The sequence below is a fragment of the Monashia sp. HAY1-11D genome, from assembly GCF_056868035.1.
Map to the genome: position 1 here is coordinate 1,417,442 of NZ_CP200320.1, position 23,855 is coordinate 1,441,296.

19 protein-coding genes are annotated in these 23,855 nt (G+C 73.8%); 12 read left to right on the top strand and 7 right to left on the bottom strand.

The genetic code is table 11. The features are described 5' to 3' along the window. Positions 1–2: 2 nt before the first annotated feature. Positions 3–290, bottom strand: coding sequence for a hypothetical protein (locus tag AC1VM9_RS06590; protein WP_481338873.1), 288 nt, complete (start codon positions 288–290; stop codon positions 3–5). 44 nt (positions 291–334) lie between these two features. Here AC1VM9_RS06590 and tpx point away from each other — a divergent pair, with 44 nt between their 5' ends. After that, positions 335–844 carry a thiol peroxidase gene (tpx, locus tag AC1VM9_RS06595; protein ID WP_481345678.1) on the top strand — a complete coding sequence of 170 codons (510 nt, stop codon included), beginning with the start codon at positions 335–337 and terminating at the stop codon, positions 842–844. A 90-nt stretch (positions 845–934) separates the two neighbouring features. On the opposite strand, the gene glpK is transcribed toward tpx, so the two are convergent. Next, on the bottom strand, positions 935–2,461 hold the full coding sequence (gene glpK / locus AC1VM9_RS06600; RefSeq protein WP_483121907.1) for a glycerol kinase GlpK: 1,527 nt from the start codon (positions 2,459–2,461) through the stop codon (positions 935–937). Between the two features lie 173 nt (positions 2,462–2,634). Between glpK and AC1VM9_RS06605 the strand changes: the two genes are divergently transcribed. From AC1VM9_RS06605 to AC1VM9_RS06620, 4 genes are all read left to right on the top strand, one after another. Then, the gene (locus AC1VM9_RS06605) at positions 2,635–4,209 is read left to right on the top strand and encodes an HNH endonuclease signature motif containing protein (RefSeq protein WP_481345308.1); all 1,575 of its coding nucleotides are present in this window, start codon (positions 2,635–2,637) and stop codon (positions 4,207–4,209) included. Between the two features lie 188 nt (positions 4,210–4,397). Further along, positions 4,398–4,649, top strand: a complete 252-nt coding sequence (locus AC1VM9_RS06610) for a twin-arginine translocase TatA/TatE family subunit (RefSeq protein ID WP_481345309.1) — start codon at positions 4,398–4,400, stop codon at positions 4,647–4,649. 226 nt (positions 4,650–4,875) lie between these two features. Continuing rightward, entirely contained in the window at positions 4,876–6,600 is a 1,725-nt protein-coding gene (locus AC1VM9_RS06615) for a glycerol-3-phosphate dehydrogenase/oxidase (protein WP_481345310.1), read from the top strand. Beyond that, a complete protein-coding gene (locus tag AC1VM9_RS06620) occupies positions 6,597–7,529 on the top strand; it encodes a carbohydrate kinase family protein (RefSeq protein ID WP_483121909.1) in 933 nt (310 codons plus the stop codon). Before AC1VM9_RS06615 ends, AC1VM9_RS06620 begins: the two co-directional genes overlap by 4 nt. Before the next feature lies 1 nt (position 7,530). On the opposite strand, the gene AC1VM9_RS06625 is transcribed toward AC1VM9_RS06620, so the two are convergent. Both AC1VM9_RS06625 and AC1VM9_RS06630 read right to left on the bottom strand, forming a co-directional pair. Next, a complete protein-coding gene (locus AC1VM9_RS06625) occupies positions 7,531–7,977 on the bottom strand; it encodes a VOC family protein (protein ID WP_481345312.1) in 447 nt (148 codons plus the stop codon). A gap of 109 nt (positions 7,978–8,086) precedes the next feature. Further along, entirely contained in the window at positions 8,087–8,956 is an 870-nt protein-coding gene (locus AC1VM9_RS06630; protein ID WP_481345313.1) for a DNA-formamidopyrimidine glycosylase family protein, read from the bottom strand. 110 nt (positions 8,957–9,066) lie between these two features. On the opposite strand from AC1VM9_RS06630, the gene AC1VM9_RS06635 reads away from it, so the two are divergent. After that, on the top strand, positions 9,067–11,952 hold the full coding sequence (locus tag AC1VM9_RS06635; RefSeq protein ID WP_483121911.1) for a glycosyltransferase: 2,886 nt from the start codon (positions 9,067–9,069) through the stop codon (positions 11,950–11,952). On the opposite strand, the gene AC1VM9_RS06640 is transcribed toward AC1VM9_RS06635, so the two are convergent. Then, complete coding sequence (locus tag AC1VM9_RS06640; protein ID WP_483121913.1) at positions 11,939–13,153, bottom strand: glycosyltransferase family protein; 1,215 nt, start codon at positions 13,151–13,153, stop codon at positions 11,939–11,941. The genes AC1VM9_RS06635 and AC1VM9_RS06640 overlap by 14 nt on opposite strands. Continuing rightward, positions 13,153–15,030, bottom strand: a complete 1,878-nt coding sequence (locus AC1VM9_RS06645) for a glycosyltransferase family protein (RefSeq protein WP_483121914.1) — start codon at positions 15,028–15,030, stop codon at positions 13,153–13,155. Before AC1VM9_RS06645 ends, AC1VM9_RS06640 begins: the two co-directional genes overlap by 1 nt. Positions 15,031–15,216: 186 nt before the next feature. Here AC1VM9_RS06645 and AC1VM9_RS06650 point away from each other — a divergent pair, with 186 nt between their 5' ends. Genes AC1VM9_RS06650 through wecC form a run of 5 tightly spaced genes read left to right on the top strand, consistent with a single transcriptional unit; the run spans position 15,217 to position 21,103 of the window. Continuing rightward, the gene (locus AC1VM9_RS06650; protein ID WP_481345317.1) at positions 15,217–16,944 is read left to right on the top strand and encodes a glycosyltransferase; all 1,728 of its coding nucleotides are present in this window, start codon (positions 15,217–15,219) and stop codon (positions 16,942–16,944) included. Further along, the gene (locus AC1VM9_RS06655; protein ID WP_481338896.1) at positions 16,941–17,855 is read left to right on the top strand and encodes an ABC transporter permease; all 915 of its coding nucleotides are present in this window, start codon (positions 16,941–16,943) and stop codon (positions 17,853–17,855) included. The genes AC1VM9_RS06650 and AC1VM9_RS06655 overlap by 4 nt, the downstream gene beginning before the upstream one ends. Beyond that, positions 17,842–18,705 carry an ABC transporter ATP-binding protein gene (locus tag AC1VM9_RS06660; RefSeq protein WP_481345318.1) on the top strand — a complete coding sequence of 288 codons (864 nt, stop codon included), beginning with the start codon at positions 17,842–17,844 and terminating at the stop codon, positions 18,703–18,705. Before AC1VM9_RS06655 ends, AC1VM9_RS06660 begins: the two co-directional genes overlap by 14 nt. Then, on the top strand, positions 18,702–19,910 hold the full coding sequence (locus tag AC1VM9_RS06665; protein WP_481338900.1) for a glycosyltransferase: 1,209 nt from the start codon (positions 18,702–18,704) through the stop codon (positions 19,908–19,910). The genes AC1VM9_RS06660 and AC1VM9_RS06665 overlap by 4 nt, the downstream gene beginning before the upstream one ends. Then, a complete protein-coding gene (gene wecC / locus AC1VM9_RS06670; RefSeq protein WP_481345319.1) occupies positions 19,844–21,103 on the top strand; it encodes a UDP-N-acetyl-D-mannosamine dehydrogenase in 1,260 nt (419 codons plus the stop codon). The genes AC1VM9_RS06665 and wecC overlap by 67 nt, the downstream gene beginning before the upstream one ends. Before the next feature lie 65 nt (positions 21,104–21,168). On the opposite strand, the gene wecB is transcribed toward wecC, so the two are convergent. After that, positions 21,169–22,347 (bottom strand): non-hydrolyzing UDP-N-acetylglucosamine 2-epimerase, encoded by a 1,179-nt coding sequence (gene wecB / locus AC1VM9_RS06675; protein ID WP_483121917.1) that lies wholly within the window; start codon positions 22,345–22,347, stop codon positions 21,169–21,171. 119 nt (positions 22,348–22,466) lie between these two features. Between wecB and AC1VM9_RS06680 the strand changes: the two genes are divergently transcribed. Then, the gene (locus tag AC1VM9_RS06680) at positions 22,467–23,744 is read left to right on the top strand and encodes a nucleotide sugar dehydrogenase (RefSeq protein ID WP_483121919.1); all 1,278 of its coding nucleotides are present in this window, start codon (positions 22,467–22,469) and stop codon (positions 23,742–23,744) included. Positions 23,745–23,855: the final 111 nt, after the last annotated feature.

Below are 23,855 nucleotides of genomic sequence, written 5' to 3' on the forward strand. Positions count from 1 at the left end.
GGTCAGCCGGCGCGCTCGAGGCGCTTCTCGAGCAGGTAGGCGGCGACCCCGCACACGACGAGCACCATGAGCGGCGGGACGTAGCGCATGGCACCGTCGAGCCGCAGCCAGTCGTACGGCGCCGTCGCGAAGCCGAAGAGGTCGAGCTGGAGGACGTACCTGACGACCGGCAGCAGGCCGAAGACCAGACCGACGATGCCGATGCAGTTGACGAGGAACCGGGTACCGGCACCGTGCGGCGCCTCGGGCGAGCGTCCGGACGGGCGCGCCGGCGGACGCGTCGGAGTCATGGGCCCCAACCTACGCGTCGGCTCCCGGGTGCTAGAAACGCGTCATGGCCACCACCGCCCTCGCAGAGACCACCGTCCACACCGTCGGCGACCTGCCGGCCGTCGGGCGCCCTGCGCCCGACTTCACGCTGGCGGGCACCGACCTCGCCGACGTCGAGCGGCCGCACGGCCGCCGCGTCGTCCTCAACATCTTCCCCAGCATCGACACCCGCGTCTGCGCGACGAGCGTGCGGCGTTTCAACGAGCTCGCCGCGGGCCTGGACAACACGACGGTGCTGTGCGTCTCGGCCGACCTGCCGTTCGCGCTGCGCCGGTTCTGCGGCGCCGAGGGCATCGCGAACGTCGTGACGGCCTCGACGTTCCGCTCCACCTTCGGCACGGACTACGGCGTGACGATGGTCGACGGCCGGATGCGCGGGCTGCTCGCGCGCTCGGTGGTCGTCATCGACGCCGAGGGCACCGTCGTCCACACCGAGCTGGTGCCGAGCATCGGCCAGGAGCCGGACTACGACGCCGCGATCGCCGCCGTCACAGCCGGCACCGGGCTGGGCTGACCGCCGTCGCGCCGGTGCGCGTCCGGGCAGCCGACGCAGGCGCCACCCAGGTCGCGGGGGCAGGCGGGGGTGCGCCCCCGTCCGCGGCGCTCACCGGGTGTCGTCGTCGACCCAGTCGAGGGTGCGCTGCACGGCCTTCTTCCACTGGCGGTAGAGGCGGTCCCGCTCGGCCTCGTCCATCTGGGGGCTCCAGCGGCGGCCCTCGCGCCAGTTCCGGCGGATCTCGTCGGTCGACTCCCAGTAGCCGACGGCCAGACCCGCGGCGTACGCCGCTCCGAGGGCCGTCGTCTCGCTGACCTCCGGCCGGACGACGTCGACACCGAGCAGGTCGGCCTGGAACTGCATGAGGGTGTCGTTGACGACCATCCCACCGTCGACCTTGAGCTCGGTCAGCGGCACGCCCGAGTCGGCGTCCATGGCGTCGAGCACCTCGCGCGTCTGGAAGGCCGTGGCCTCCAAGGCCGCCCGGGCGATGTGCCCTTTGTCGACGTAGCGCGTCAGACCGACGAGGGCGCCCCGTGCGTCGGGGCGCCAGTACGGCGCGAAGAGACCGGAGAAGGCCGGCACGAAGTAGGCACCGCCGTTGTCGTCGACGCTCGCCGCCAGCGTCTCGACCTCCGCGGCGTCCTCGATGATGCCGAGGTTGTCGCGCAGCCACTGCACGAGCGACCCGGTGACGGCGATGGACCCCTCGAGCGCGTAGACCGGCTTGTCCCCGCCGAGGCGGTAGCAGACCGTCGTGAGCAGGCCGTTGTCGGACGCGACGATGTCCTCGCCGGTGTTGAGGAGCATGAAGTTGCCGGTGCCGTAGGTGTTCTTCGCGGTCCCCACGTCGAGGCAGGCCTGGCCGAAGGTCGCGGCCTGCTGGTCGCCGAGGATGCCCGCGACGGGCACGTCGATGAGGATGCCTGGCTTGCACGTGCCGTACACCTCCGAGGACGAGCGGATCTCGGGCAGCATCGACATCGGCACGCCCATCGCGGCGCAGAGGTCCTCGTCCCACGACAGGGTCCGCAGGTCCATGAGCAGGGTCCGCGACGCGTTCGTCACGTCGGTGACGTGCAGGCCGCCGTCGCCGGCCCCTCCGGTGAGGTTCCACAGCAGCCACGAGTCGATGGTGCCCATGAGCAGCTCACCGTCGCGAGCGCGCTCGCGGGCGCCGTCGACGTTGTCGAGCACCCAGCGGACCTTCGGTCCGGCGAAGTACGTCGCGAGCGGGAGCCCGGTGACCTCGCGCCACCGGCCGGCGTCGCCGCGGGCCGCGAGCTCGTCGCAGATCGCCTGCGTGCGGGTGTCCTGCCAGACGATGGCGTTGTGCACCGGCTCGCCCGTGGTCCGGTCCCAGACCACGGTGGTCTCGCGCTGGTTGGTGATGCCGACGGCCGCGACGTGCGTCGCGTTGAGGTTGGCCTTGCCGAGGGCGCCACCGACCACCTGACGCGTGTTGGCCCAGATCTGGGACGCGTCGTGCTCCACCCACCCGGCGCGCGGGAACACCTGGCGGTGCTCGAGCTGGTCGACGGCCACGACCCTGCCCTCGCGGTCGAACACCATGGCCCGGGTGCTCGTGGTGCCCTGGTCGATCGCGACGACGTGGCTGCGCTGCTCGGTCGGCATGACGCCGACCGTACCGTGCGGGCGCCTCGGCATCACGGCTCCGCGGCCCACACCTGTGGACAGGACTGCGACACAAGCACTTCCGAGTCCACCGTCCACACTGCAGGCTTGACCGCCATTCGAACACCTGTTCTACTTGAGAGAGGTGACCACCTGGCGAGAGGAGAGCGGCGATGCCCTATCTCGACGCGCTGCCTGCCGGGTCTGCGGGTGGTCGACCCGCGAGGGTCCGGCGCATCCTCGCCACCGACCGGGCCCGGCTTGGGGCTGCGGTCGTGGTGGCACCGGTCCCCTTTCGCGACGAGGGGCTGGACGCGGCCGGTGACCGGGTGCTGTCGCAGGTGGAGGCGCTGGAGCGGGCCAAGGCGCGGCTGGAGTCGCGGCTGCTGGAGGCGTACGCCGCGTTGCACACGATCCAGGAGCAGCAGCTGGCGCGACTGGCCACCGCCGCGCCGGTACCGCTGAGCACCGAGCGGGTCGTGGCGGCCGAGATCGCCTGTGCGACCGGGGTCGGGCAAGGCGAGGTGTCCCGCCGGCTCGAGCTGGCCCTGGCGCCGCGCCGACACCGGGTCCTGCGCGAGGCGCTGCGCCGAGGAGCCACGAGCCTGCACCGGGCCCTGACCCTCGTCGCCGAGACGCGCGCCCTGCCCGACCACGCCCTGCCGGCCCTCGAGACCACGGTCCTGGCGCCGGCCCCCGACGGGACGGTCGCCACGCAGCAGCTGTTCCGGGCCCGACTGCGCCGCACCGTCACCGCCGCCGACCACCGGTGCAGCGACGAACGCCGCCGTACCGCCACCGCGCGCCGGGGCGTGTTCGGGCGCCTGACCGAGGACGGCATGGGCGTCATCACCCTGACGGCCACCGCCGAACGGGTCGTCGGCGTCCTGGACCGCGTCGACGCGTTGGCCCGCGCGGCCCGGGCCGCCGGCGACGGGCGCACCCTGGACCAGCTCCGTTGCGACCTGCTCACCGACCTCGCCCTCTTCGGCACCACCCCGGGCGGGCATGACGGGCAGGCCCTCGCCGGAGCGGCATCCGGGTCGACGGCAGGCCCGGACGCCGGCCCGGATGCCGGCCCGACGTGCGGGCGCTGGCTCACCGCCGCGCCGGCGGCGGTGGTGCGCATCGTCGTCCCGTTCGAGGTCGCCACCGGGGCCTCGGACGCCGCGTGCGAGCTGCCGGGGCACGGTTGGGTGACCGCCGCCCACGCCCGCGCGATCATGACCGCGCCCGGGTCGGTGTGGCAGCGCCTGGCAGTCGACCTGGACACCGGCACCGCCGTGCAGCTGTCCGCCGACTGCTACACCCCGACCCGCGCCATGGCCGAGCACGTCCGGGCCCTCGACGGGACCTATCGCGCCCCCGGCTGCCAGGTCCCCGCCGAACGCTGCGACCTCGACCACATCACCCCTTGGCCGGCCGGCCCCACCCGAGTGACCAACCTGCAGGCCCTGTCCCGCGGCTGCCACCATCCCAAGACCTCCGGCGCCTGGACCGCCCGGCGCGACCACCATCCCGCCGCCGGACCCGATGACCGCGACCGGGGTGGTGGGGGCCGTGGCTCGGGGGCGACGAGGTGGACCACCCTCACGGGTCGCGAGTACGTCACCTACCCCAAGGACTGGCGCGAAGCCCTCACCGACCCCGGCGCGCGCCCATCCGACACAGGGCCACCCCAGACAGGCCCGCCCGATCGGGCACCTGTTCGGGAACCCGGCCCTGAACCCGAGCCGCCACCGTTCTGAGCACGTCGGCTGCTGAGCCGGTCCTTGCGTGCAGCGCGCGTCATGACTCCTTTGAGGTGCGCACCGCCTGTCGATGTGGATCACAGCCAACGCGTCGACGGCGCACAGGCCACGTCCAGACTTCGCGCCTAGCCTGCGGCTGAGCGGCATGCGGCACGGTGCCCGGCCGCCGTAGAGGAGAGGACGCCATGGCCGATCTGGGATGGCCGGAGATGCTCATCATCGCCATCGCCGCGATGGTCCTCTTCGGCTGGAAGCGCCTGCCCGACGCCTCACGGAGCCTCGGCCGGTCGATCCGCGTGTTCCGCTCCGAGATCGCCGGTATGCGCACCGACGGCGACGGCGTCTCAGCCCCCACCGCGGTGGCCCCGTCCGACCTCGACACCCCGGCACCCGTCTCGACGAGCGACCCCATCGCGACGCCGCTGCGGCCCGAGTGACGTCGACCGCCGGGGACGTCGAAGCGTCCCGGTGACCGGGCCCCGCGCCCGCGCGGCCCAGCCGCACCTGACGCGCACGCGCCCGGGGGGCCGTCCCGACGCCCGACGCAGCCGTCCTGCGGCGAGGCGCCTGCGGACTGCGGCCCGAGCAGGATGGCCGCCACGGCTGAGGACCGCTCCTGACGGCTAGGGTGTGTTCGGGCCCGTCCGACTCGAAGGGGGACCGATGACCAGCCCCGTCCGCCTGGACCTCGCCTATCGCACCGCGGCGTGGAAGCGCCTGGCCACCAAGCAGTTCGACGTGCTCGTCGTCGGCGGCGGCGTCACCGGCGCCGGCACCGCGCTCGACGCGGCCACGCGTGGTCTGTCGACGGCGCTCGTCGAGCAGCGCGACTTCGGGTCGGGCACGTCGTCGCGGTCCTCGAAGCTGTTCCACGGCGGCCTCCGGTACCTCGAGCAGATGAACTTCGACCTCGTCCGCGAGGCCCTCAAGGAGCGCGAGCTCATGCTGAGCCGCATCGCGCCGCACCTCGTGCGGCCGGTGTCCTTCCTCTACCCCCTGACGAGCCGGGGCTGGGAGCGCCCGTACGTCACGGCAGGGCTGACGCTCTACGACTCGATGGGCGGTGCGCGGTCGGTCCCGCGGCACAAGCAGCTGACCCGGACCGGTGCCCTCAAGCTCGCACCGGCGCTCAAGCGCGACAGCCTGACGGGCGCGCTGCTCTACTTCGACGCCCAGGCGGACGACGCGCGGCACACCCTGATGACCGTCCGCACCGCGGCGGCCTATGGTGCCACGGTCCTGTCGAGCGCCCGCGTCGTCGACCTGCTGCGCGCCGGCGAGCGGGTCGTCGGCGCCGTCGTCGAGGACGTCGAGACGGGCGAGCGCACCGACGTGCACGCGTCGGTCGTCATCAACTGCACGGGCGTCTGGACCGACGACATCCAGACGATGGCGGGCGGGCGCGGCCGCTTCCACGTCCGCGCGAGCAAGGGCGTGCACATCGTCGTTGCCCGCGACCGGATCAACTCCGAGACCGGGCTCATCCTGCGCACGGAGAAGTCGGTGCTCTTCGTCATTCCGTGGAACACCCACTGGATCATCGGCACGACCGACACCGACTGGGACCTCGACCGGTCCCACCCGGCCGCCACCAAGGCCGACATCGACTACATCCTCGAGCACATCAACGGCGTCCTGAAGGTGCCGCTGACCCACGACGACATCCAGGGCGTCTACGCCGGCCTGCGGCCGCTGCTGTCCGGCGAGAACGAGGACACCAGCCAGCTCTCGCGCGAGCACGCCGTGGCCCGGCCCCAGCCCGGCCTCATCTCCATCGCCGGCGGCAAGTACACGACCTACCGGGTCATGGCCGCCGACGCCGTCGACGCCGCGCGCGAGGACGTCGGCGGGGACGTCCCGGGCAGCGTCACCGAGTACATCCCGCTGTCCGGCGCGGAGGGGTACGTCGCGCTCGTCAACCAGATCGACCGCCTGGCCCGGCACGAGGACCTGCCGGTCTGGCGGGTCACCCACCTGCTCGAGCGCTACGGGTCGCTCGTGCACGAGCTGTTCGCCCTCGCCGCGGACGACCGCAGCCTCTACGAGCCGCTGCCGGGGGCCGAGGAGTACCTCAAGGTCGAGGTGCTCTACGCGGCGACCCACGAGGCCGCCCTGCACCTGGACGACCTACTGGCCCGCCGCACCCGCATCTCCATCGAGACGCCGAGCCGCGGCGTCGACAGCGCCCGCGCCGCGGCGCAGATCGTCGCGCCCGCCCTCGGCTGGGACGCCGAGCGCGTCGAGGCCGAGGTGTCCGCCTACCTCGCGCGCGTCGAGGCCGAGCTGGAGTCGCAGAAGGAGCTGGTCGACTCCGAGGCCAACGAGGAACGCCTCGCCGCCCCGGATGCGCGTCGCATCCCCGTGAGCCGGCCCCAGGAGATCTCGTGACCGACACCGCACGGGGGGTCCTCGTCGTCGGCGGCACCGGGGTCGACACGATCGTGCGCGTCGCCGAGCTGCCCATGCCCCTCGCGGACTCGCACGTCGTGCCCCCGATCGACGTGCACGTCGGTCACACCGGTACCGGCGTCGCGCTCGGCTGCCACCGGCTCGGCATCCCGACCCGGATCGTCGACGTCGTCGGTGACGACCACGAGGGCCGGCTCGTGCGCGAGCGGCTCGCCGCCGAGGGCATCCCGTTCGACGCGGTCGTCCACCCGACCGGGACGCGTCGGGCCGTCAACCTCGTCGACCCCACCGGCCGCCGGCTGTCCCTCTACGACCCGCGTCACCCCTACGACCTCGTCCCCGACGCAGCGCTGTGGCTCGACGCGCTGGCGGCCCTCGACGCGGGGCCGGGTGCGCGGCACGTCCACGCGTCGATCATGCCGTGGACGGTGCACGCCCTCACCGAGGCGACCCGGCGCGGCCTGAGCACCTCGACGGACCTGCACGACTGGGACGGCGAGAACCCGCACCACCGGCCGTTCGCCGAGGCGGCTGACGTCGTCTTCGTGTCGGGCTCGGCGTTGGGCGGACGCGAGGACGACGTCGTCGCGGCCGTCCTCGCCCGCGGCCGTGCCCACACCGTCGTCGTCATGGACGGCGCGCGAGGCAGCCGTGTCACCCCCCGCGAGGGCGAGCCGTTCGCCGTGCCCGCCCTCGAGCTGCCCGGTCGCACGGTCATCGACTCCAACGGCGCCGGCGACGCGTACGTGTCGGGCTTCCTGCGGACCTGGCTCGACGGCGGGTCGACCCGCGACGCGGCCCGCGCCGGCGCCGTGGCGGGCGCGTGTGCGTGCGGCGCGGTCGGCACCCACACCGACCTCGTCGACGCCGCCGAGCTCGACCGCCAGCTGGCCCGGCTCGCCGCCTGAGTCAGGCCTGCGCGCCGCCGTCACTCCCGGCGTCGCCGCCCTCGCCGCCGGTGCCGATGTTGACCATCCAGTCGACGCCGAACCGGTCCGTGAGCATGCCGAAGGTGTCGCCCCACATCTGCTTCTCGAGCGGCATCTGGACCGCGCCGCCCTCGGCGAGGCCGTCCCACCAGCGCTTCAGGTCGTCCTCGTCGTCGCCGCTGAGGCTGATGGTGATGCTCGAGCCGGTCCGGTGCTCCATCTGGGGCGGGGTGTCGGCGGCCATGAGGGTGAAGCCCGTGGGGGTCACGAGCTGGGCGTGCATGATGCCGTCGGAGCCCTCGCCCTCCTGCCCGAACTCACCGAACGTGCTGAGCGTCAGGTCGCCGCCGAACACCGACTTGTAGAACTCCATCGCCTCGCGGGCGTTGTCCTTGAACGAGATGTACGGGTTGAGCCGAGAGGTCATCACATGCTCCTTCACAGGTCGCTCCGGTGCGGAGCGGGACGCGCAGCAGCCTAGGACTCGGCACCGACGGCCGACACCCCCAGAAGGGCGACGCCGCGGGGGCCCGGGCTCAGGAGGACCGTCGGGAGCGCCGGGCCCCGCCGCTCGAGCCGAGCGGGTCCTGCCGGCGTCCGTCGTCGGTGGGCCCGAGCCCGCCCTGGCACGCCGGGCAGTAGAACATCGTCCGCTCCTGAGGTGGCACGCCGATCGGGGCGACCCGGACCGTCGTGCCGCACCTCCGGCAGGGCCGGCCGCTGCGGGCGTGCACGTACTGCGTCTCGCCCTGCCGCCGGCTGCCGGTGCTCGACTGCACACCGTCGTGCCGCCCCTGGTCCATGAGCCGCTGCGTCCGGTCGACCAGACGCTCGACGGTCCGGCGGCCGAGGTCGGCCGGCAGCGACCACGGGTGGACCCGTTCGAGGAAGAGCGCCTCGGCGCACCACATCGTGCCGACGCCGGCGAGGTTGCGCTGGTCGAGCAGGGCGGCACCGACCGGCGCCGTGGCGGCGAGCACGTTGCCGACGGCGCGCTCGCGGTCCCAGTCGGGTCCGAGGACGTCCGGGCCGAGGTGGCCGACGAGCTCGCCCTCACGCGCGGTCGGCACGAGGTCGAGCATCCCGAGCCGCAGGCCGAGCGCCGTCCAGTCGGGCGCCGACACGAGCGCGCGCAGCTGCGGGTTGCGGCGCCACCGGTCGGCCAGCGTCGGGGTCGCCTCGACGCGCCACTGCCCCTCCATCCGCAGGTGCGAGTGCAGCGTGAGGCCGCCCTCGACCCGGTGCAGCAGGTGCTTGCCACGGCTGACCACCTCGAGCGTCGAGCGGCCGCGCAGGTCGGCGGTCGAGATCTCGGGCCAGCGCAGGTCCGACTCGACGATGACCCGTCCGGCGAGCGCGGCGTGCAGCCGCTGCGCCGTGCGCCACACGGTGTCGCCCTCCGCCACGTGCCACCTCCAGCCGCGTCGTGCTCTGCGTACCCCCGCTTCACCTCGCGTTCACCGGCGAGGTGCCCGCCACGGCCAGCGTATTCAACCCGGGCCACTACCTTCGCCGGGTGCGAGACCTGACCGTCGTCGTGTCCGCCCCGGCGTCGTGCGCCTCCCTCGAGCGATGCCTGCGGGCGCTCGCGGCGCAGACGCTGCCCGCCGACCGCTTCCAGATCGTCGTCGTGCTGCACGGGTCCGGAACGGGCGCGCGCGAGGCGCTCGAGCGCGCGCTCGAGGGGCCGCTCGCCGGGCACGAGGTCGTCCTCGCCGACGCCGTCGTCGCGACGTCGGCCGCGGCCCGCAACGTCGGCGTGGGCCTGGCCCACGGAGCGTGGACGACGCTCGTCGACGGCCGCGACACCATGAGTCCCGACCTCCTCGAGGCTCTCTACTCGTCCCGCTCCACCGAGCGGGTCGCCGCGGCCCGCGTCGAGCCCGGCCACGAGCCGGGGCCCGACGCCGGGCCCGCCACGGCTCCCCACCGCGCCGTCGGGCTCGCCCGGGCGCGTGGGGGTTTCCTCGTGCCGACGGCGTGGCTGCGCGACGTGCCGTGGGTCGACGCGCTCGCCGCGCACGCCGGTCAGGCCGACCCGACCGACCGGTCCGCCCTGACCGACGCGCTCGTCGACGCCGAGCTGGCCGACCTGCGACGCGACGTCGCCGGTGACGCCGAGGCAGCGGCACTCGCGGACCGGCTGCTCCACGCGGCCGGCATCCGCGGCATCCGCGGTCTCGGCACGACGTCCTCGCACGACGACACATGGTCGCTGTTCCGTGAGCCCAGCGACAGCGTGCGCTCCCTCGTCGTCGTCGCGGGCAGCGCGGCCGCCGTCAACGGCCACGCGCGGATGCTGTCGTTCCTGTCGCGCAACGGGGTCGGCGTGCGTGTCGTGCACTACAGCGGCCGCCTCAAGCGGATGCTGCGGCAGCTTCCCGACGCCCACCGCGTCGAGGTGCTGCCCGCCTCGCCGGACCGGCTGGAGTCGCTGCTCGGCGGCGCCCGATCCCGTCGCGGCCGCGTCGCCGTCCGAGCCGCCGGGGAGGCACTGCGCGTCGGCCGACGCCTGGTCCCCGAGGTGCTGCCGCCGGGGGTCACCGCACCCGCGTGGCGACGCGTCGACCGGCGTGTCGTCGACCTCGTCTCCGAGCCGGGCGCCCTCGTCACCCTCGACCGTGGCGGCTCGACGCTCCTGCGGGCGTGTGGCCCGAAGGCGCCCGTGCCGACGAGCGGGGACGCGCACGACCTCGCCGTCACCGTCATGCGGGTCGCCGCGAGCCGGGTCGGCGGCCACCTCCAGGACGCGCACGCCGCCCGCGGCGCGTCCCGCATCCTCCGTGGCGACCCGGCTCGGACGCGGTCGGTGCTCGACGCGCGTCTCTGGGCGATGGTCGCCTACCGGCTGCTGCGCGCGAACCGTGTCGAGGCCGCGGAGCACGTCCTCGAGGACCTCGGCGCCGTCTTCGGCCTGGAGGCGCTCGACCGGCACGGGGTGCCGGCCCTGCGGACGCTCCTCGACGTGCAGACCGGGCGCGGCCGCGACACCGCAACCCTCGTGCAGGCCGTCACCGCTGCCGCCCGTGCCGCGCTCGACGAGGCCGACGCCGCGCTCGGCGGCCCGCACGGCCCGCACGGCCGGCACGGCCGGCACGGCCCGACCGACGACGCGGCCCTCGACGAGGTGGCGTTCCTGGCCACCGTCGCCCTCGACCTGCTCTTCACCCGGCGCCTGCACGCGGCCGTGACGACCACTCCCCTCGTCGAGGACCCCGACACCTTCCTCGCCCCGCTGCGCGACACCGCCACCGGACGCCTCCTGTCGGCCGCCGCGCCGCACCGCTCCCCCGCTCGCCCGACGACGGCCCCCGACGCCGGAGCGAGTCGCCTGCGCGTCACTGTCCTGCCCGGCGCCTACCCCAAGTTCGCCCGGGCCGTCGTCGAGCAGCTCACCCCGGCCGCCGTCGTCGAGCTGCTCGACCTCTCCGCGCGCGAGTCACGCTTCACGAACACCGGCGTCGATCCGCGCACCGTACGATCCCGGCTCCTCGCGGCCACCGGCCGGGCCCCAGCCCTCGACCCCGCCACCGCCGAGGCGCTGGCGGCCGACGTCGTCTTCGTCGACTGGGCCGACAAGGGCCTGACGTGGGTCACCGACGTCGTGCCCGAGGGGACACGCGTCGTCGTGCGCCTCCACGGCGTCGACACCCTGAGCGCCTGGCTGCACACGGCCGACTGGTCGCGGGTCACCGACGCCGTCTTCCCGAGCGAGCACCTGCGCCGGGCTGCTGCAGGCGCCCTCGGTGGCCGGCTCGACGGCGTGCGCCAGCACGTCGTCGCCAACCCGGTCGACGTCGACCGCTACGACCTGCCCAAGCGCGAGTCGGCACGCAAGCGCCTCGGCATGGTCGGGTGGGCCCAGCAGGTCAAGGACCCGCTGTGGACGCTCGACGTCCTCGCTGCGCTGCGGCGCCAGGACCCGGAGTGGCGCCTCGCGCTCATCGGCGCCGACGTCGACGTCCGCAACACCAACCCCGTCGAGCGTGAGCTGGCCCGCGCCTTCCACGACCGCGTCGCAGGCGACGCCGAGCTGCACGACGCCGTCGACTACGTCGGGTACACCTCCCGCCTTCCCGAGCGGCTGCGTGACGTCGGCTGGGCCGTGAGCGCGAGCCGCCGCGAGGGCTTCCACGTCGGGCTCGTCGAGATGGCGGCGAGCGGCGCCGTGCCCGTCGTGCGGGACTGGCCCGTCTACGCGCGCGAGGGCGGGGCCGGCCTGCTCTTCCCGACCGACTGGGTCGTGACGACGCCGGCCGAGGCCGCCGCGCGCATCCTCGCGGTGTCGGACGCCGGCGCCTGGGAGGCCGAGAGCGCCGCCACCGTCGAGACGGTCCGACAGCGCTTCAGCGGCACCGACGCCGGTGCCCGGCTGCGCGAGATCGTCCTCAGGACCGGCTGATCCGCGCGAGCACCTGGACGGCCGCGCTCACGTGCTCGATCGGCGACCGGTGGTCGAGCGGTTGGGCGTCGAGGGCGCTGCCCTCCTCGACGACGCCCCAGACCGGGGTACCACTGCCGCGGTAGTCGCTCCACTTGGATGGCAGGAAGGGGTTCTGCGCACCGGCCGGGCTGACCGCGTCGTTGACGAGGAGGCAGTCCATCCGCCGGGCGAGGGACAGGAACTCGAGGTAGCCGACGAACGGCCCGACCCGGACGCAGTCACCGAGCCCGCGGCCCGCGACGACGTCGTGCAGCTCCTCCGGCTTGGCGGTGAACACGTGCAGCAGGACGCGCTCGCGGACCGTGCGCGGCGCCACCTCGAGGGCGTCGAGGACGCCGGTGACGCCGCGGTTGGCGTAGAAGTTGCCGAAGTAGCCGACGTGGCGCCGGCTGGGGTCGAGCTCGTAGGTCGAGGTGCGGCTCCCGTAGAACCGGGGCTCCGGCGTCGGGTGCGGTGAGACGACCCCGATGCGGGCGGCGCGGTCGGCCAGGCGCGGGTCGTGGCAGTGCCTGAGCATGAAGTCGCGCTGGTGCTCGTTGGTGAACATGACGCTGTCGGCGAGGGCGAACGCGATGACCTCGCACCACTCGAAGGCGTTGAGCCCCTCGGGCGCCCGGAAGCCGGCGGCCTCGACGGCGGCCCGGAGGCGCCCGAGCACCCGGTCATCGCCGGCCGGCGCGGACCGGACGTCGCCGAGCACGTCGTGGGACAGCGGGTCGGAGAACTCCGCGTCCCAGTGGATGCCCGGCCGGGCCAGCTTGACCTCGGCGGCGAGGAAGTGTGACGCCGCGAACTGCGCTCTGCTGTAGAGCGACTCGTACTCCCCCTGGAGCGACTCCCACCGTTGGAACGTCTCGAGGCCGAGGCGCTGGTAGTCGACGATCGAGGCCCACGAGCTGAACGCGGTCCTCGACGGGACCGCGGCGAACCGGCGCACGAGGCCACCCGTCAGCTGGACGAGCCCCGGGTCCTGGTGCCGGATCGAGTCCATCGCGTTGCAGACGACGTCGACGGGCTCGCCGCGGTCGTGGACGCGCTTGGCCGCGACGATGGCCGCGGTGTCGGAGTAGGGCGGGAAGCAGTACGACGTGACGAGCCGTCGGGCGGTGTCGGGGGCCCCGTGGGCCATGCTGTCCTCCAAGGGGTTTCGCGAGGTCATCAGACGGTGACGTGCTCCGTGGGGTCGCCGTGGAAGGCGAGCACCCCGCGCCGCGCGAGCAGCTCGACGTCCGAGACCGGCCACGTGTGCCCGTCCGGCGTCGAGGCACGCACCGAGACGAAGTTGAAGCGGTCGGTCGAGTAGACGCGGCCACCGTCGGCGCGCACCTTCTCGAGGAACGTCGTGTCGACGCGCCGGGGCAGGTCCTCGAACCGCAGCCGGGTCGCGAGGTCGCGGGCGAGCAGCAGCGTGCCGCCCTGGACGAGGTCGACGTACCGGTGCTCGGCCTCCGGGAAGCGCAGCAGCGTGGCCCCCGTCGCGGTCAGGTGCGCGTAGTGCGCCCACTTCCCGACCACCGCGGCGTCCGTGTAGTCGAACGCGCGCACGAGGTCGAGCAGGTAGTGCTCGGTGTAGACGTTGTCGTCGTCCATCTTCGCGACGTACCGGCCCGAGGCCGCCTCGACTCCGCGGTTCATGCACGCACCGAGCGTCAGCGACGCGTCGGCAGGGCGCACGACGATGCGTGAGGGATCCAGCCCTGCGGCGTCGGCGAGCACGCGCACCTTGCCGGGCTCGACGCCGAAGCCGTGCGTCACGAGGACGAGCTCGACGTCGGGGTGCGACTGTGCGGCGAGGAACCGCAGGACGTGCTCCACCTGGCCGGGGCGCATCGTCGGGACGACGGCCGAGACGCTGCGGTCACGCGGCGGCGCCGGCACGCCGACGGTGGCCAGGACGGTGTCGACGCGGTGGCCGTAGGTGTGGGCGTCATGGACCCGGCGGTGCGCCCGCAGGCCGAGCCGGTCGCGGTGGTCCTCGTGCTGGAGCAGCGCGCGCAGCTCCCGGTCGGTCTGCTCGGCGTCGTGCGTCACGCGCACCGTGTCGCCGAAGAACGGCTCGAGGGACGCGGCCGGCCCGGACAGCACCGGCGTCTGCGCCGCCGACAGCTCGAACAGCCTCCGCGCGCACATGCTCGGCGACTCCGTCACGGAGTTGACGTTGAGGAACACCTTGTAGGCGGTGTACGCGCCGAGCATCCGCTCGTACGGCAGGCTGCCGACGAGCGAGCCGGCGTAGCGGCGCGGGAACTGGTATCGCCGGTCGCGCCCGGCCATCCTCGAGAACACCTCGAGCCCGAGCGGCAGGGCCGGTTCGAGCACGTACGCCATCTGTCGACGGCGCTCGTCGTGCTTGTCGGCGAAGTAGCTTCCGGCGAAGGCGACCTCACGGGTGCGGCCGGCCCCGTGGCGCACCGGGGTGTGGATGCGCGGCTGGGCACCGAACGGCAGCAGCCCGATCCGCGAGTGCCCGAGGTCGCGCTCGTAGTCGGGAATGCGTCCGGCGTCGACGGTGAAGACGTGGTCGCAGAGCCGCGCCGTCGCGAGGAACCGGTGGTAGCTCGGTGGGTCCTCCTTGTTCCAGAACACCGTCGGGATGCCCTCGGCGCGGCACCAGGCGACGAGGTCGCGCAACTGGGGCGAGGGAGCCTCGGGCGCGGTCATGGCCAGGCGCCAGGCACCACCGTTGCCGTTCCACGCCGACTCCACGAACAAGAGGTCGGGCCGCCTCTGCCGCAGGAGCTGGCGCCACGTGTCGGGCTGCACCGGCAGCTGGTCCCACTCGTACCGGAAGGCGAGGTCGGAGAAGTCGTCGAGGATGACGGCGGCCACGACGTCGGGCCGGGCCACGGGTCCCGCGGGCAGATCGGGCCTCGGCAGGTCGACGCGCAGCCGCGCGGACCGCACCCGGGGCAGTCGTCGCTCCAGCTCGCGACGGGCCTTGCGCGGCAAGTCTGCCCGCGCCCGGCCGTCGCTCACCGCGCGCGCCAAGGCGACCCGCGCGCGTCGGAGGTCGGCGAGCATCCGCTGCCTGTTCACCACAAACTTCTCTCTCTGTTCGGCTGGCGTTCCGCCCGCGCCCCATCGACGTTTCGCGTGCGCTGCGACGTTCGTCGGGTGAGACCTGGACTCGGCGCCACTGTGGCATCCGCCCTTGGCGCCTCCGGCCCCCGCGGTGCGACGCGCAGCCGAACAGTTGGTGACATCCCGTCCACGACGGCGTTGATGCTCGCCAACCTGCCGGTCGCCGCGTGCGTCGCCCGCAGCCACGTGGTCCGCAACCCGTGGCAGGCCGTCTGGGTCGGCACCCGCCTGCTGCCCACGACCGTGTCCGGACGGCTCGGCGAGCGCACGCGCGGCCCCGTGTCGGTCATCGCGGCCGCCGCGGCCGGGCGGCGCGAGCTGGCCCGTCGGCGCCTGTCGGACGGGCTGCGCGGCGCCCCGCCGGCGCGGGCCCGGCGCCTCCTCGCGGCCGCCGCGGCCACCGGCCAGTGGGCCGAGGTCGACGCCGACACGGCGAGGCGCGCCCCTGTCACCGGGGGTGCCGCGGCGTACGTCGCGCACGCGTCGGGCGACGTGAGCACGGCCGAGCGTGCCCTCGCCGGCGCCCGCGGCCCCCTCGACCGGGCGCACCGCCGGTGGCTCGAAGGTGAACGGCTCGTACTGACCGGTGCCGCCGTCGCCGGCCTGGGCCCGAGCCGTGCGCGTCCGGTCGGGGGCGGCGCGGCGTCACCGGGCCGACGCCGCGCCGTCGTCCACGTCGTCACCAACTCGCTGCCCGAGGTGCAGGCCGGGTACACGGTGCGCACCCAGGGCCTCGTCGGCGCCCAGCGACGAGCCGGGATCGACGCGCACGTGTGCACGCCCCCGGGCTACCCGCTGACCCAGGGTCGCATCCTGACGTCCGCCGAGTCCGTGCACGGCGGCGTCCCGTACCACCGGAGCCTCCCGACCCGGAGCCGCCTCGACCTGCCCGACCGGCGTCTCGAGGCGTACGCGTCGGCCGTCGCGGCCCTCGCCCGCAGCGTCGGCGCGCGCGTGCTGCACGCCCACTCCAGGCACGACAACGCCCAGGCCGCCCTCGTCGCCGGTGCACGCCTCGGCGTGCCGGTCGTCTACGAGGCCCGTGGGTTCCTCGAGGACACCTGGGCCAGCCGCGGCGGCAGTCCGGACAGCGACTTCTACCGCTGGACGCGCGCCACCGAGACCCGCTGCCTGCAGCTCGCCGCCGCGGTCGTCACCCTGTCCGAGACCATGCGCACCGACATCGTCGCCCGTGGTGTCCCTGCCGAGCGCGTCCACGTCGTCGGCAACTGCGTGCCCGACGCGCACCTGACCGATGCCGTGCGCGGCGACGGCGTCCGCGCGGGTCTCGGCATCGGTCCCGACGCCGTCGTCGTGGGCACCGTGACGACCCTCAACGACTACGAGGGGGTCGACGTGCTCCTCGAGGCGGCCGCCCTGCTCGACGACCCGAGGGTCGTCGTCCTCGTCGTCGGTGACGGCCCTGCACGCGACCGGCTGGCCGCGGGCGCGAACCGGTTGTCCGTCAGGGGAACCCGGACCCGGGTCATCCTCACCGGACGTGTCCCGCACGCCCGCAGCCGTGACCACCACGCCGCCATCGACGTGTTCTGCCTACCGCGGCGGTCGACGGCCGTCACGGCCCTCGTCCCGCCGCTCAAGCCGGTCGAGGCGATGGCGCTGGCCCGCCCCGTCGTCGCGAGCGACCTGCCACCGCTTCGTGAGCTCGTCGGCCCCGACCGCGGCCTCCTCGTCCCCGCGGGCGACGCGTCCGCGCTGGCCGACGCTCTCGACCTCCTCGCCGGCGACCCCGGCCTGCGCGCCCGGCTGGGGCGCGCCGCCCGGGACCACGTCGCCAGCGAGCGCACGTGGTCGGCCGCGGCCCGCACGTACCAGCACATCTACGACTCCGTCTGCGAGGGCGCATGACCGACGTGACCACCGTCCCTGTGACGCGGGAGGCGGCCGACCACGCGCCCGTGCCGATCACGCCGGCCCAGGCGGAGGCCCTCGCGCGCGCCGGCGGCCTCGAGGAGCTCGGCGTCCGACCACCGCTGCGCCGGTACGTCCGCGACGTGTGGCGCTACCGCCACCTCGTCTGGCACCTCTCGTCGTCCCAGGCGTACGCGACGAACCAGAACAACCACCTCGGCCAGCTCTGGGCGGTGCTCAACCCGCTCCTGCTCGTCGGCTCGTACTACCTGATCTTCGGCCTGCTGCTGAAGACCCGCGGCGGCACGTCGAACTACATCGCGTTCCTGACGATCGGCATCTTCGTGTTCGGCTACACCGCGTCGGCGCTGACCGCGGGCGCCCGGGCCGTCACCGCCAGCATCGGGCTCGTGCGGGCGCTGCGGTTCCCCCGCGCGGTCCTGCCGGTGTCGGTGACGCTGACGCAGTTCCTCGTCAACGTGCCGGCGTTCGTCGTCCTCATGGTCATGGTGCCGCTCACGGGCGAGCCGTTCTCGTGGCACTGGTTCCTCTTCCCCGTGGCCCTCTTCCTGCAGAGCCTCGTCAACCTCGGGCTCGCCTTCTTCCTCGCGCGCGTCGTCAACGCCGCGCGCGACACGAACAACCTCGTGCCCGTCGTCGTCCGGCTCGCGCGCTACGTGTCGGGCGTCTTCTTCTCCATCCCGCACTACGCCGGCCACGGCCTCATGAGCGCGCTCCTGCTCTACCAGCCGCTCGCCGTCGGCATGACGACCGCCCGCGAGGCGCTCATGGACCAGTACCCGCTCTCGTGGTCCAGCTGGGCCGCGGCCGGCGTCTGGGGCGTCGTGCTCTGCGCGTCGGGGCTCGTCTTCTTCTGGCACGGGGAGGGCCGTTATGGCAGCGACTGAGGTCACGACGGACGCGACCGGTGAGGCGCGCCCCAGCGTCGTGTGCTGCGGCCTGGACGTCGTCTACTCGGTGTTCGGCGCCAAGAAGCGCTCGACGTCGACCGAGGGCGCCGAGCCGTTCCTCGAGCGCGTCCTCGCCCGACGCCGGCACGGCGCCACCGCGGGGACCGGCGTGCCCGGGGGAACCGGCGTGCCCGGGGGGACCGGCGTCGGCGCCGTGCGCCGCATCCACGCCGTCAAGGACGTCTCGTTCGTCGTGCGGCACGGCGAGGCCGTCGGCATCATCGGGCGCAACGGCTCGGGCAAGAGCACGCTGCTGCGCGCCATCGCCGGGCTCATCCCGCCGACGAACGGACGCGTGTGGGCCGAGGGCAACCCGTCCCTGCTCGGTGTCAACGCCGTCCTGCTCACCGGCCTGACCGGCACGCGCAACGTGATGATCGGGGGGCTCGCCCTGGGTCTGTCACCGCGCGAGGTGCGGGACCGCTACGACGACATCGTCGAGTTCTCGGGCATCGGTGACTTCGTCGACCTGCCGATGAGCGCCTACTCCTCCGGCATGGGCGCGCGCCTGCGGTTCGCGATCTCGACGGCCGCCGCGCCCGACATCCTCATGATCGACGAGGCCCTCGCGACGGGCGACGCCGAGTTCCAGGCGCGCAGCCGCGACCGCATCGCCGAGATCCGCCAGGACGCGAGCACGGTGTTCCTCGTCAGCCACTCCAACGCCGCGATCCGTGAGTCGTGCGAACGCGTCCTGTGGATGGACCAAGGGCGGCTCGTCATGGACGGTCCCACCGAGGACGTCGTCCGCGCCTACGAGGACAGCCACCGGAAGGCGCGCGCGTGAGCCTGCCGCCCGCAGCCCTGCGCGCGCTCGTCGTCACGGTCGTGCACCATCCCGAGGACGCCCGCATCCGGCACCGCCAGATCGGTGCGCTCCTCGATGCCGGGGTGCAGGTCACGTACGCCGCGCCCTTCTCGGCGCACCGGCTCGACCCGCCGGAGGTGCCCCGACTGCGCCTGGTCGACCTACCGCACGCCGTCGGCCGGTCCCGGGGGACCGCGTTCCGGGCCGCGCGCCGGTTGCTGCGCCACGAGGCGTCCGACCACGACGTCGTCCTCGTCCACGACCCGGAGGTCGTCGCGGCCGCGGCCGGGCTGGGGCTGCGCCACCTCGTGTGGGACGTCCACGAGGACACCGCCGCCGCCGTCGAGGCCAAGCCCTGGGTGCCCGACTGGGCCCGCGGGACCGTGGCCGGCGCCGCCCGGAGCATCGAGCGGTACGCCGAGCGGCACCACGACCTCATCCTCGCCGAGCACGCCTACGCCGCGCGCTTCGAGCGGTCCCACCACGTCGTGCCGAACACCGTCACGGTCCCCGAGGACGTCGAGCCGCCGGGCGACACGCGGGCCGTCTACCTCGGCTCGCTGACGCTGGCCCGCGGCGCCGCCACCCTCCTGCAGACCGGCCGGCTCCTCACCGTGGCCACGCGCGGACGCGTCAAGGTCGAGATCATCGGACCGACCCCGGACCAGCGCACGGCCGACACCGTCAGCTGGGGCGTCAAGTGCGGGCACGTCGTCCACCACGGTTTCGTGCCGAGTGCCCGGGCCCTGCCGATGCTCGACGGCGCCCTCGCCGGCCTGTCCCTGCTCGAGGACCGGCCGAACTACCGGCACTCGATGCCGACCAAGGTCGTGGAGTACATGGCCCACGGCATCCCCGTCGTCACGACGCCGCTGCCCCTCGCGCGTGACCTCGTCGAGCGCGCCGGCTGCGGCTACGTCGTCCCCTTCGAGGACGCCGAGGCCACCGCGGCCGCGCTCGTCGAGCTGGCCGCCGACCCGGAGCGTCGTGCCGCGATGGGGCGGGCCGGTCACGAGTTCGCGCGCGAGCACTTCGACTGGCGCGTCATCGGCCGCGACTTCGTCCGGCACCTCACGGACCTCGCCTCGTCCACCACCCAGAGCAACGGAGACACCTCATGTTCGACGACGGAATCGCCGTCATCGGCCTCGGCTACATCGGACTACCGACCTGTGCAGCGCTGACCCGCCAGGGCATCGGCGTGGTCGGGGTCGACATCGACCCCCGCATCGTCGAGGAGATCAACGCCGGCCGGGTGCCCATCGTCGAGCCGAACCTCGACGTCGCCATCGCGTCCGCCGTCGCCAAGGGCCTGCTCACCGCGACGACGCGGACGCCGCACGCGTCCGTCTACGTCATCGCCGTGCCGACGCCGTTCCGCGGCGAGCACGAGCCGGACCTCGCCTACGTGCGCGCGGCCACCGAGGCCATCGCACCGCAGCTGCGCGGCGGGGAGGTCGTCATCCTCGAGTCCACATCGCCGCCCGGCACGACGCAGCTGGTCTCCGAGTGGATCTCGGACCTGCGACCCGACCTCAAGCTGCCCCACCTCGGCGGGATCCCCGACGTCCACCTCGCCCACTGCCCCGAGCGGGTGCTGCCGGGCCGGATCATGGTCGAGATCTTCGCCAACGACCGCATCGTCGGCGGCCTGACGCCCGAGTGCGCCCTGCGGGCCGCGGAGGTCTACCGCACCTTCGTCACCGGGGAGATCATCCTCACCGACGCGGCGACGGCCGAGATGGCCAAGCTGACCGAGAACGCGTTCCGCGACGTCAACATCGCCTTCGCCAACGAGCTCGCCGAGATCTGCGAGCACGTCGGGCTCGACGTGTGGGAGGTCATCCGGATGGCCAACCACCACCCACGGGTCGACATCCTCAAGCCGGGCCCCGGCGTCGGCGGGCACTGCATCGCCGTCGACCCGTGGTTCATCGTGGCGGCGGCCCCGGAGCAGGCCCGGCTCATCCGGACCGCACGCGAGACCAACGACGCCCGCCCGCGCTCGGTCCTGCGCAAGGTCGAGGCCGCCCTCGAGGTAGCGGGTCACCCGGGCGGCGGGGGCGCGACCGTCGCCTGCCTCGGCCTGGCGTTCAAGGCCGACATCGACGACCTGCGCGAGTCGCCGGCCCTCGCCATCGTCGAGGCCTTCGCGACCGAGCACCCGGGAACGCGGGTCCTCGCCGCCGAGCCGCACGTCGACGCGCTGCCGCGGACCCTGGCGGCACTGCCGAACGTCGAGCTGACCGCCACCGAGCAGGCCGTGCGCGAGGCCGACGTCGTCGTCCTGCTCGTCGACCACGCCGCGTTCCGCTCGGTCAGCCTCGGCGACCTGCGCGGTCGTGAGCTGGTGGACACGCGCGGGCTCTGGCGCTGAACGCCATGGCAGGCCAAGAGGCGCTCCCGACACCTCGTTCGGGAGCGCCTCTGCCACAAGGGGGCTCAGCCGGCGCGGAGCAGGCCCGCCTCGTCGACGTCGACCGCGGGGTCGAAGTCGGGGGCGCGGTGGCCCACGCCGAGCAGCTCGGCGATGGCGGCCACGGACCGTTCGGCGGCACGCCCGTCGCCGTAGGGGTTCACGGCCTCGGCCATCGCGGCGTAGGCGTCTGTGTCGTCGAGCAGCTCCTCGACGGCGGCGCGGATCCGCGCGCCGTCGGTGCCGACGAGCCGGACGGTGCCGGCCGTGACCGCCTCCGGGCGCTCGGTCGTGTCGCGCATGACGAGCACGGGCTTGCCGAGGCTCGGGGCCTCCTCCTGGACTCCGCCGGAGTCTGTGAGCACGACGCTCGCCGCGGCGAGGGCGTGGGCGAACCGGTGGTAGTCGAGCGGCTCGGTGAGCAGCACGTTGTCGAGGCCGCCGAGGAGCGGCTCGATGACCTCCCGCACCACCGGGTTGCGGTGCATCGGCAGGAGCACCTGCAGCTCCGGTCGCGCTGCGGCGAGGTCCCGGATCGCCGTCATCGACTCGACCATGCGGGGGCCCCACGACTCGCGACGGTGCGAGGTGACGAGGAGCAGGTTCCGGCCGGTTTCGGCGGCCTCGACGGCGCGGGCGACGCGCTCGTCGTCGAAGCGCACCGGTTGGGCGGTGGTCCAGCGCAGGGCGTCGATGACGGTGTTGCCGGTGACGGTGATGTGCCGTTCGTCGATCGCCTCGCGCAGGAGGTTGGCCTTGGAGGTGGACGTCGGCGCGAGGTGCAGGCCGGCGAGCGGGGCGGTGAGGCGGCGGTTGACCTCCTCGGGGAACGGCGAGTGCACGTCACCGGTGCGCAGCCCGGCCTCGAGGTGCACGACGGGGATCCGCTCGTAGAACGCGGCCAGGCCCGCGGCGAGGACGGTGGTCGTGTCGCCCTGCACGACGACGACGTCCGGTCGCGCCTCGCGGAGCAGCTCGGATGCCGCGAGGACCGTGCGCGAGGTGAGCTCGGCGAGGCTCGCGCCGGGCGTCATGAGGTCGAGGTCGTAGGCCGGCTCGATGCCGAAGAGGACGTTGACCTGGTCGAGCATCTCGCGGTGCTGGCCGGTCACCGCCACGACCGGTTCGAGGCGCTCATCGGCCTCGAGCGCAGCGACGAGGGGCGCCATCTTGATGGCCTCCGGACGGGTTCCGTAGACGGTCATGACTCGGTGCATTCCCCGAGCATGACGACGATTTCCGGCGCGATCGGCGTCAAGGGCCGCTTGCACGAAGGGTTCATTCGACCTTCACTCGGAGGTCGCGAGTTCGATTGGGAGAAGCCATGATTCAGCCGCGAATCGACGTCGTCGTCGTTGGCCTGGGGTACGTCGGACTGCCGCTCGCCCAGGCGGCGACCGCGGCGGGGATGCGGGTCGCAGGGCTCGACACCGACGCGTCCGTCGTGACGTCGCTGGCGGCCGGGCGGTCGCACGTCGACGACCTGTCCCACGACGACGTCCGCACGATGCTCGAGGGCGGGTTCACTCCGACGACGGACGCCTCGGTCGTGGCCGACGCGTCGACCGTCGTGATCTGCGTGCCGACGCCGCTCGGGTCCGAGGGCGGTCCCGACCTCGGGGCGGTGGTCGGGGCGACCCGGTCGCTGGCGGCCCACCTGCGGCCGGGCACCCTCGTCGTCCTGGAGTCGACGACCTACCCGGGCACGACCGACGAGGTGGTGCGGCCGATCCTCGAGTCCGGGGGCCTGGTCGCCGGGCGCGACTTCAGCCTCGCGTTCTCGCCCGAGCGCGTCGACCCCGGCAACCCCGTGTACGGGATCGTCAACACCCCCAAGGTCGTCGGCGGCCACACAGCTGCCTGCACCGACGCGGCCGCGACCTTCTACGGCAAGGTCGTCGACACCGTCGTGCGGACCCGAGGCACGCGCGAGGCCGAGACCGCCAAGCTGCTCGAGAACACCTACCGGCACATCAACATCGCGCTCGTCAACGAGATGGCCCGGTTCTGCCACGACCTCGACATCGACCTGTGGGAGGTCATCGCCGCAGCGAGCACCAAGCCGTTCGGCTTCCAGGCGTTCCACCCCGGCCCCGGCGTCGGGGGCCACTGCATCCCCATCGACCCGAACTACCTGTCCCACAACGTCCGCACCCGGCTCGGCTACCCCTTCCGCTTCGTCGAGCTGGCCCAGGAGGTCAACGGCGGCATGCCCGCCTACGTCGTGCGCCGCGTGCAGGACGCGCTCAACCACGACGCGAAGGCCCTGCGCGGCTCGCGGGTCCTCGTCCTCGGCGTGACCTACAAGGCGGACATCGCCGACCAGCGCGAGTCACCGGCCGTGCCGCTGGCCCGGCGCCTCCTCGAGCTCGGGGCGGAGGTCGTCTTCCACGACCCGTTCGTCGCCCGCTGGGACGAGGTGGGCGCCGACGTGCCACGCGTCGCGGACCCCGAGCTCGAGGACGCGGTGGCAGGGGCCGACATCGTCGTCCTGCTGCAACGCCACCGCAGCTACGACGTCGACCGGCTGGCGGCCCGGTCACGGCGCTTCCTCGACACCCGGGGATCGGCGACGCCCCGCCGGCACGTGGAACGCCTGTGACACCGCGGCCCACGCCCTGTGGCCGGAGACCTGCTCGGTCATCGAGCCCTCGACCAGCACCGCTGAGCCCCCACTCGCTACGTCACTGCTCAGCGAGAGTGAGCACTGACG

Bases quoted from the DNA above. Each gene is read 5' to 3' on its own strand.
- tpx (WP_481345678.1), top strand. From the start codon at position 335: ATGGCCACCACCGCCCTCGCAGAGACCACCGTCCACACCGTCGGCGAC.
- AC1VM9_RS06625 (WP_481345312.1), bottom strand. From the start codon at position 7,977: ATGACCTCTCGGCTCAACCCGTACATCTCGTTCAAGGACAACGCCCGC.
- glpK (WP_483121907.1), bottom strand. From the start codon at position 2,461: ATGCCGACCGAGCAGCGCAGCCACGTCGTCGCGATCGACCAGGGCACC.
- AC1VM9_RS06655 (WP_481338896.1), top strand. From the start codon at position 16,941: ATGACCGACGTGACCACCGTCCCTGTGACGCGGGAGGCGGCCGACCAC.
- wecC (WP_481345319.1), top strand. From the start codon at position 19,844: ATGTTCGACGACGGAATCGCCGTCATCGGCCTCGGCTACATCGGACTA.
- AC1VM9_RS06650 (WP_481345317.1), top strand. From the start codon at position 15,217: ATGCTCGCCAACCTGCCGGTCGCCGCGTGCGTCGCCCGCAGCCACGTG.
- AC1VM9_RS06615 (WP_481345310.1), top strand. From the start codon at position 4,876: ATGACCAGCCCCGTCCGCCTGGACCTCGCCTATCGCACCGCGGCGTGG.
- AC1VM9_RS06660 (WP_481345318.1), top strand. From the start codon at position 17,842: ATGGCAGCGACTGAGGTCACGACGGACGCGACCGGTGAGGCGCGCCCC.
- wecB (WP_483121917.1), bottom strand. From the start codon at position 22,347: ATGACCGTCTACGGAACCCGTCCGGAGGCCATCAAGATGGCGCCCCTC.
- AC1VM9_RS06610 (WP_481345309.1), top strand. From the start codon at position 4,398: ATGGCCGATCTGGGATGGCCGGAGATGCTCATCATCGCCATCGCCGCG.
- AC1VM9_RS06680 (WP_483121919.1), top strand. From the start codon at position 22,467: ATGATTCAGCCGCGAATCGACGTCGTCGTCGTTGGCCTGGGGTACGTC.
- AC1VM9_RS06605 (WP_481345308.1), top strand. From the start codon at position 2,635: ATGCCCTATCTCGACGCGCTGCCTGCCGGGTCTGCGGGTGGTCGACCC.
- AC1VM9_RS06590 (WP_481338873.1), bottom strand. From the start codon at position 290: ATGACTCCGACGCGTCCGCCGGCGCGCCCGTCCGGACGCTCGCCCGAG.
- AC1VM9_RS06640 (WP_483121913.1), bottom strand. From the start codon at position 13,153: ATGACCTCGCGAAACCCCTTGGAGGACAGCATGGCCCACGGGGCCCCC.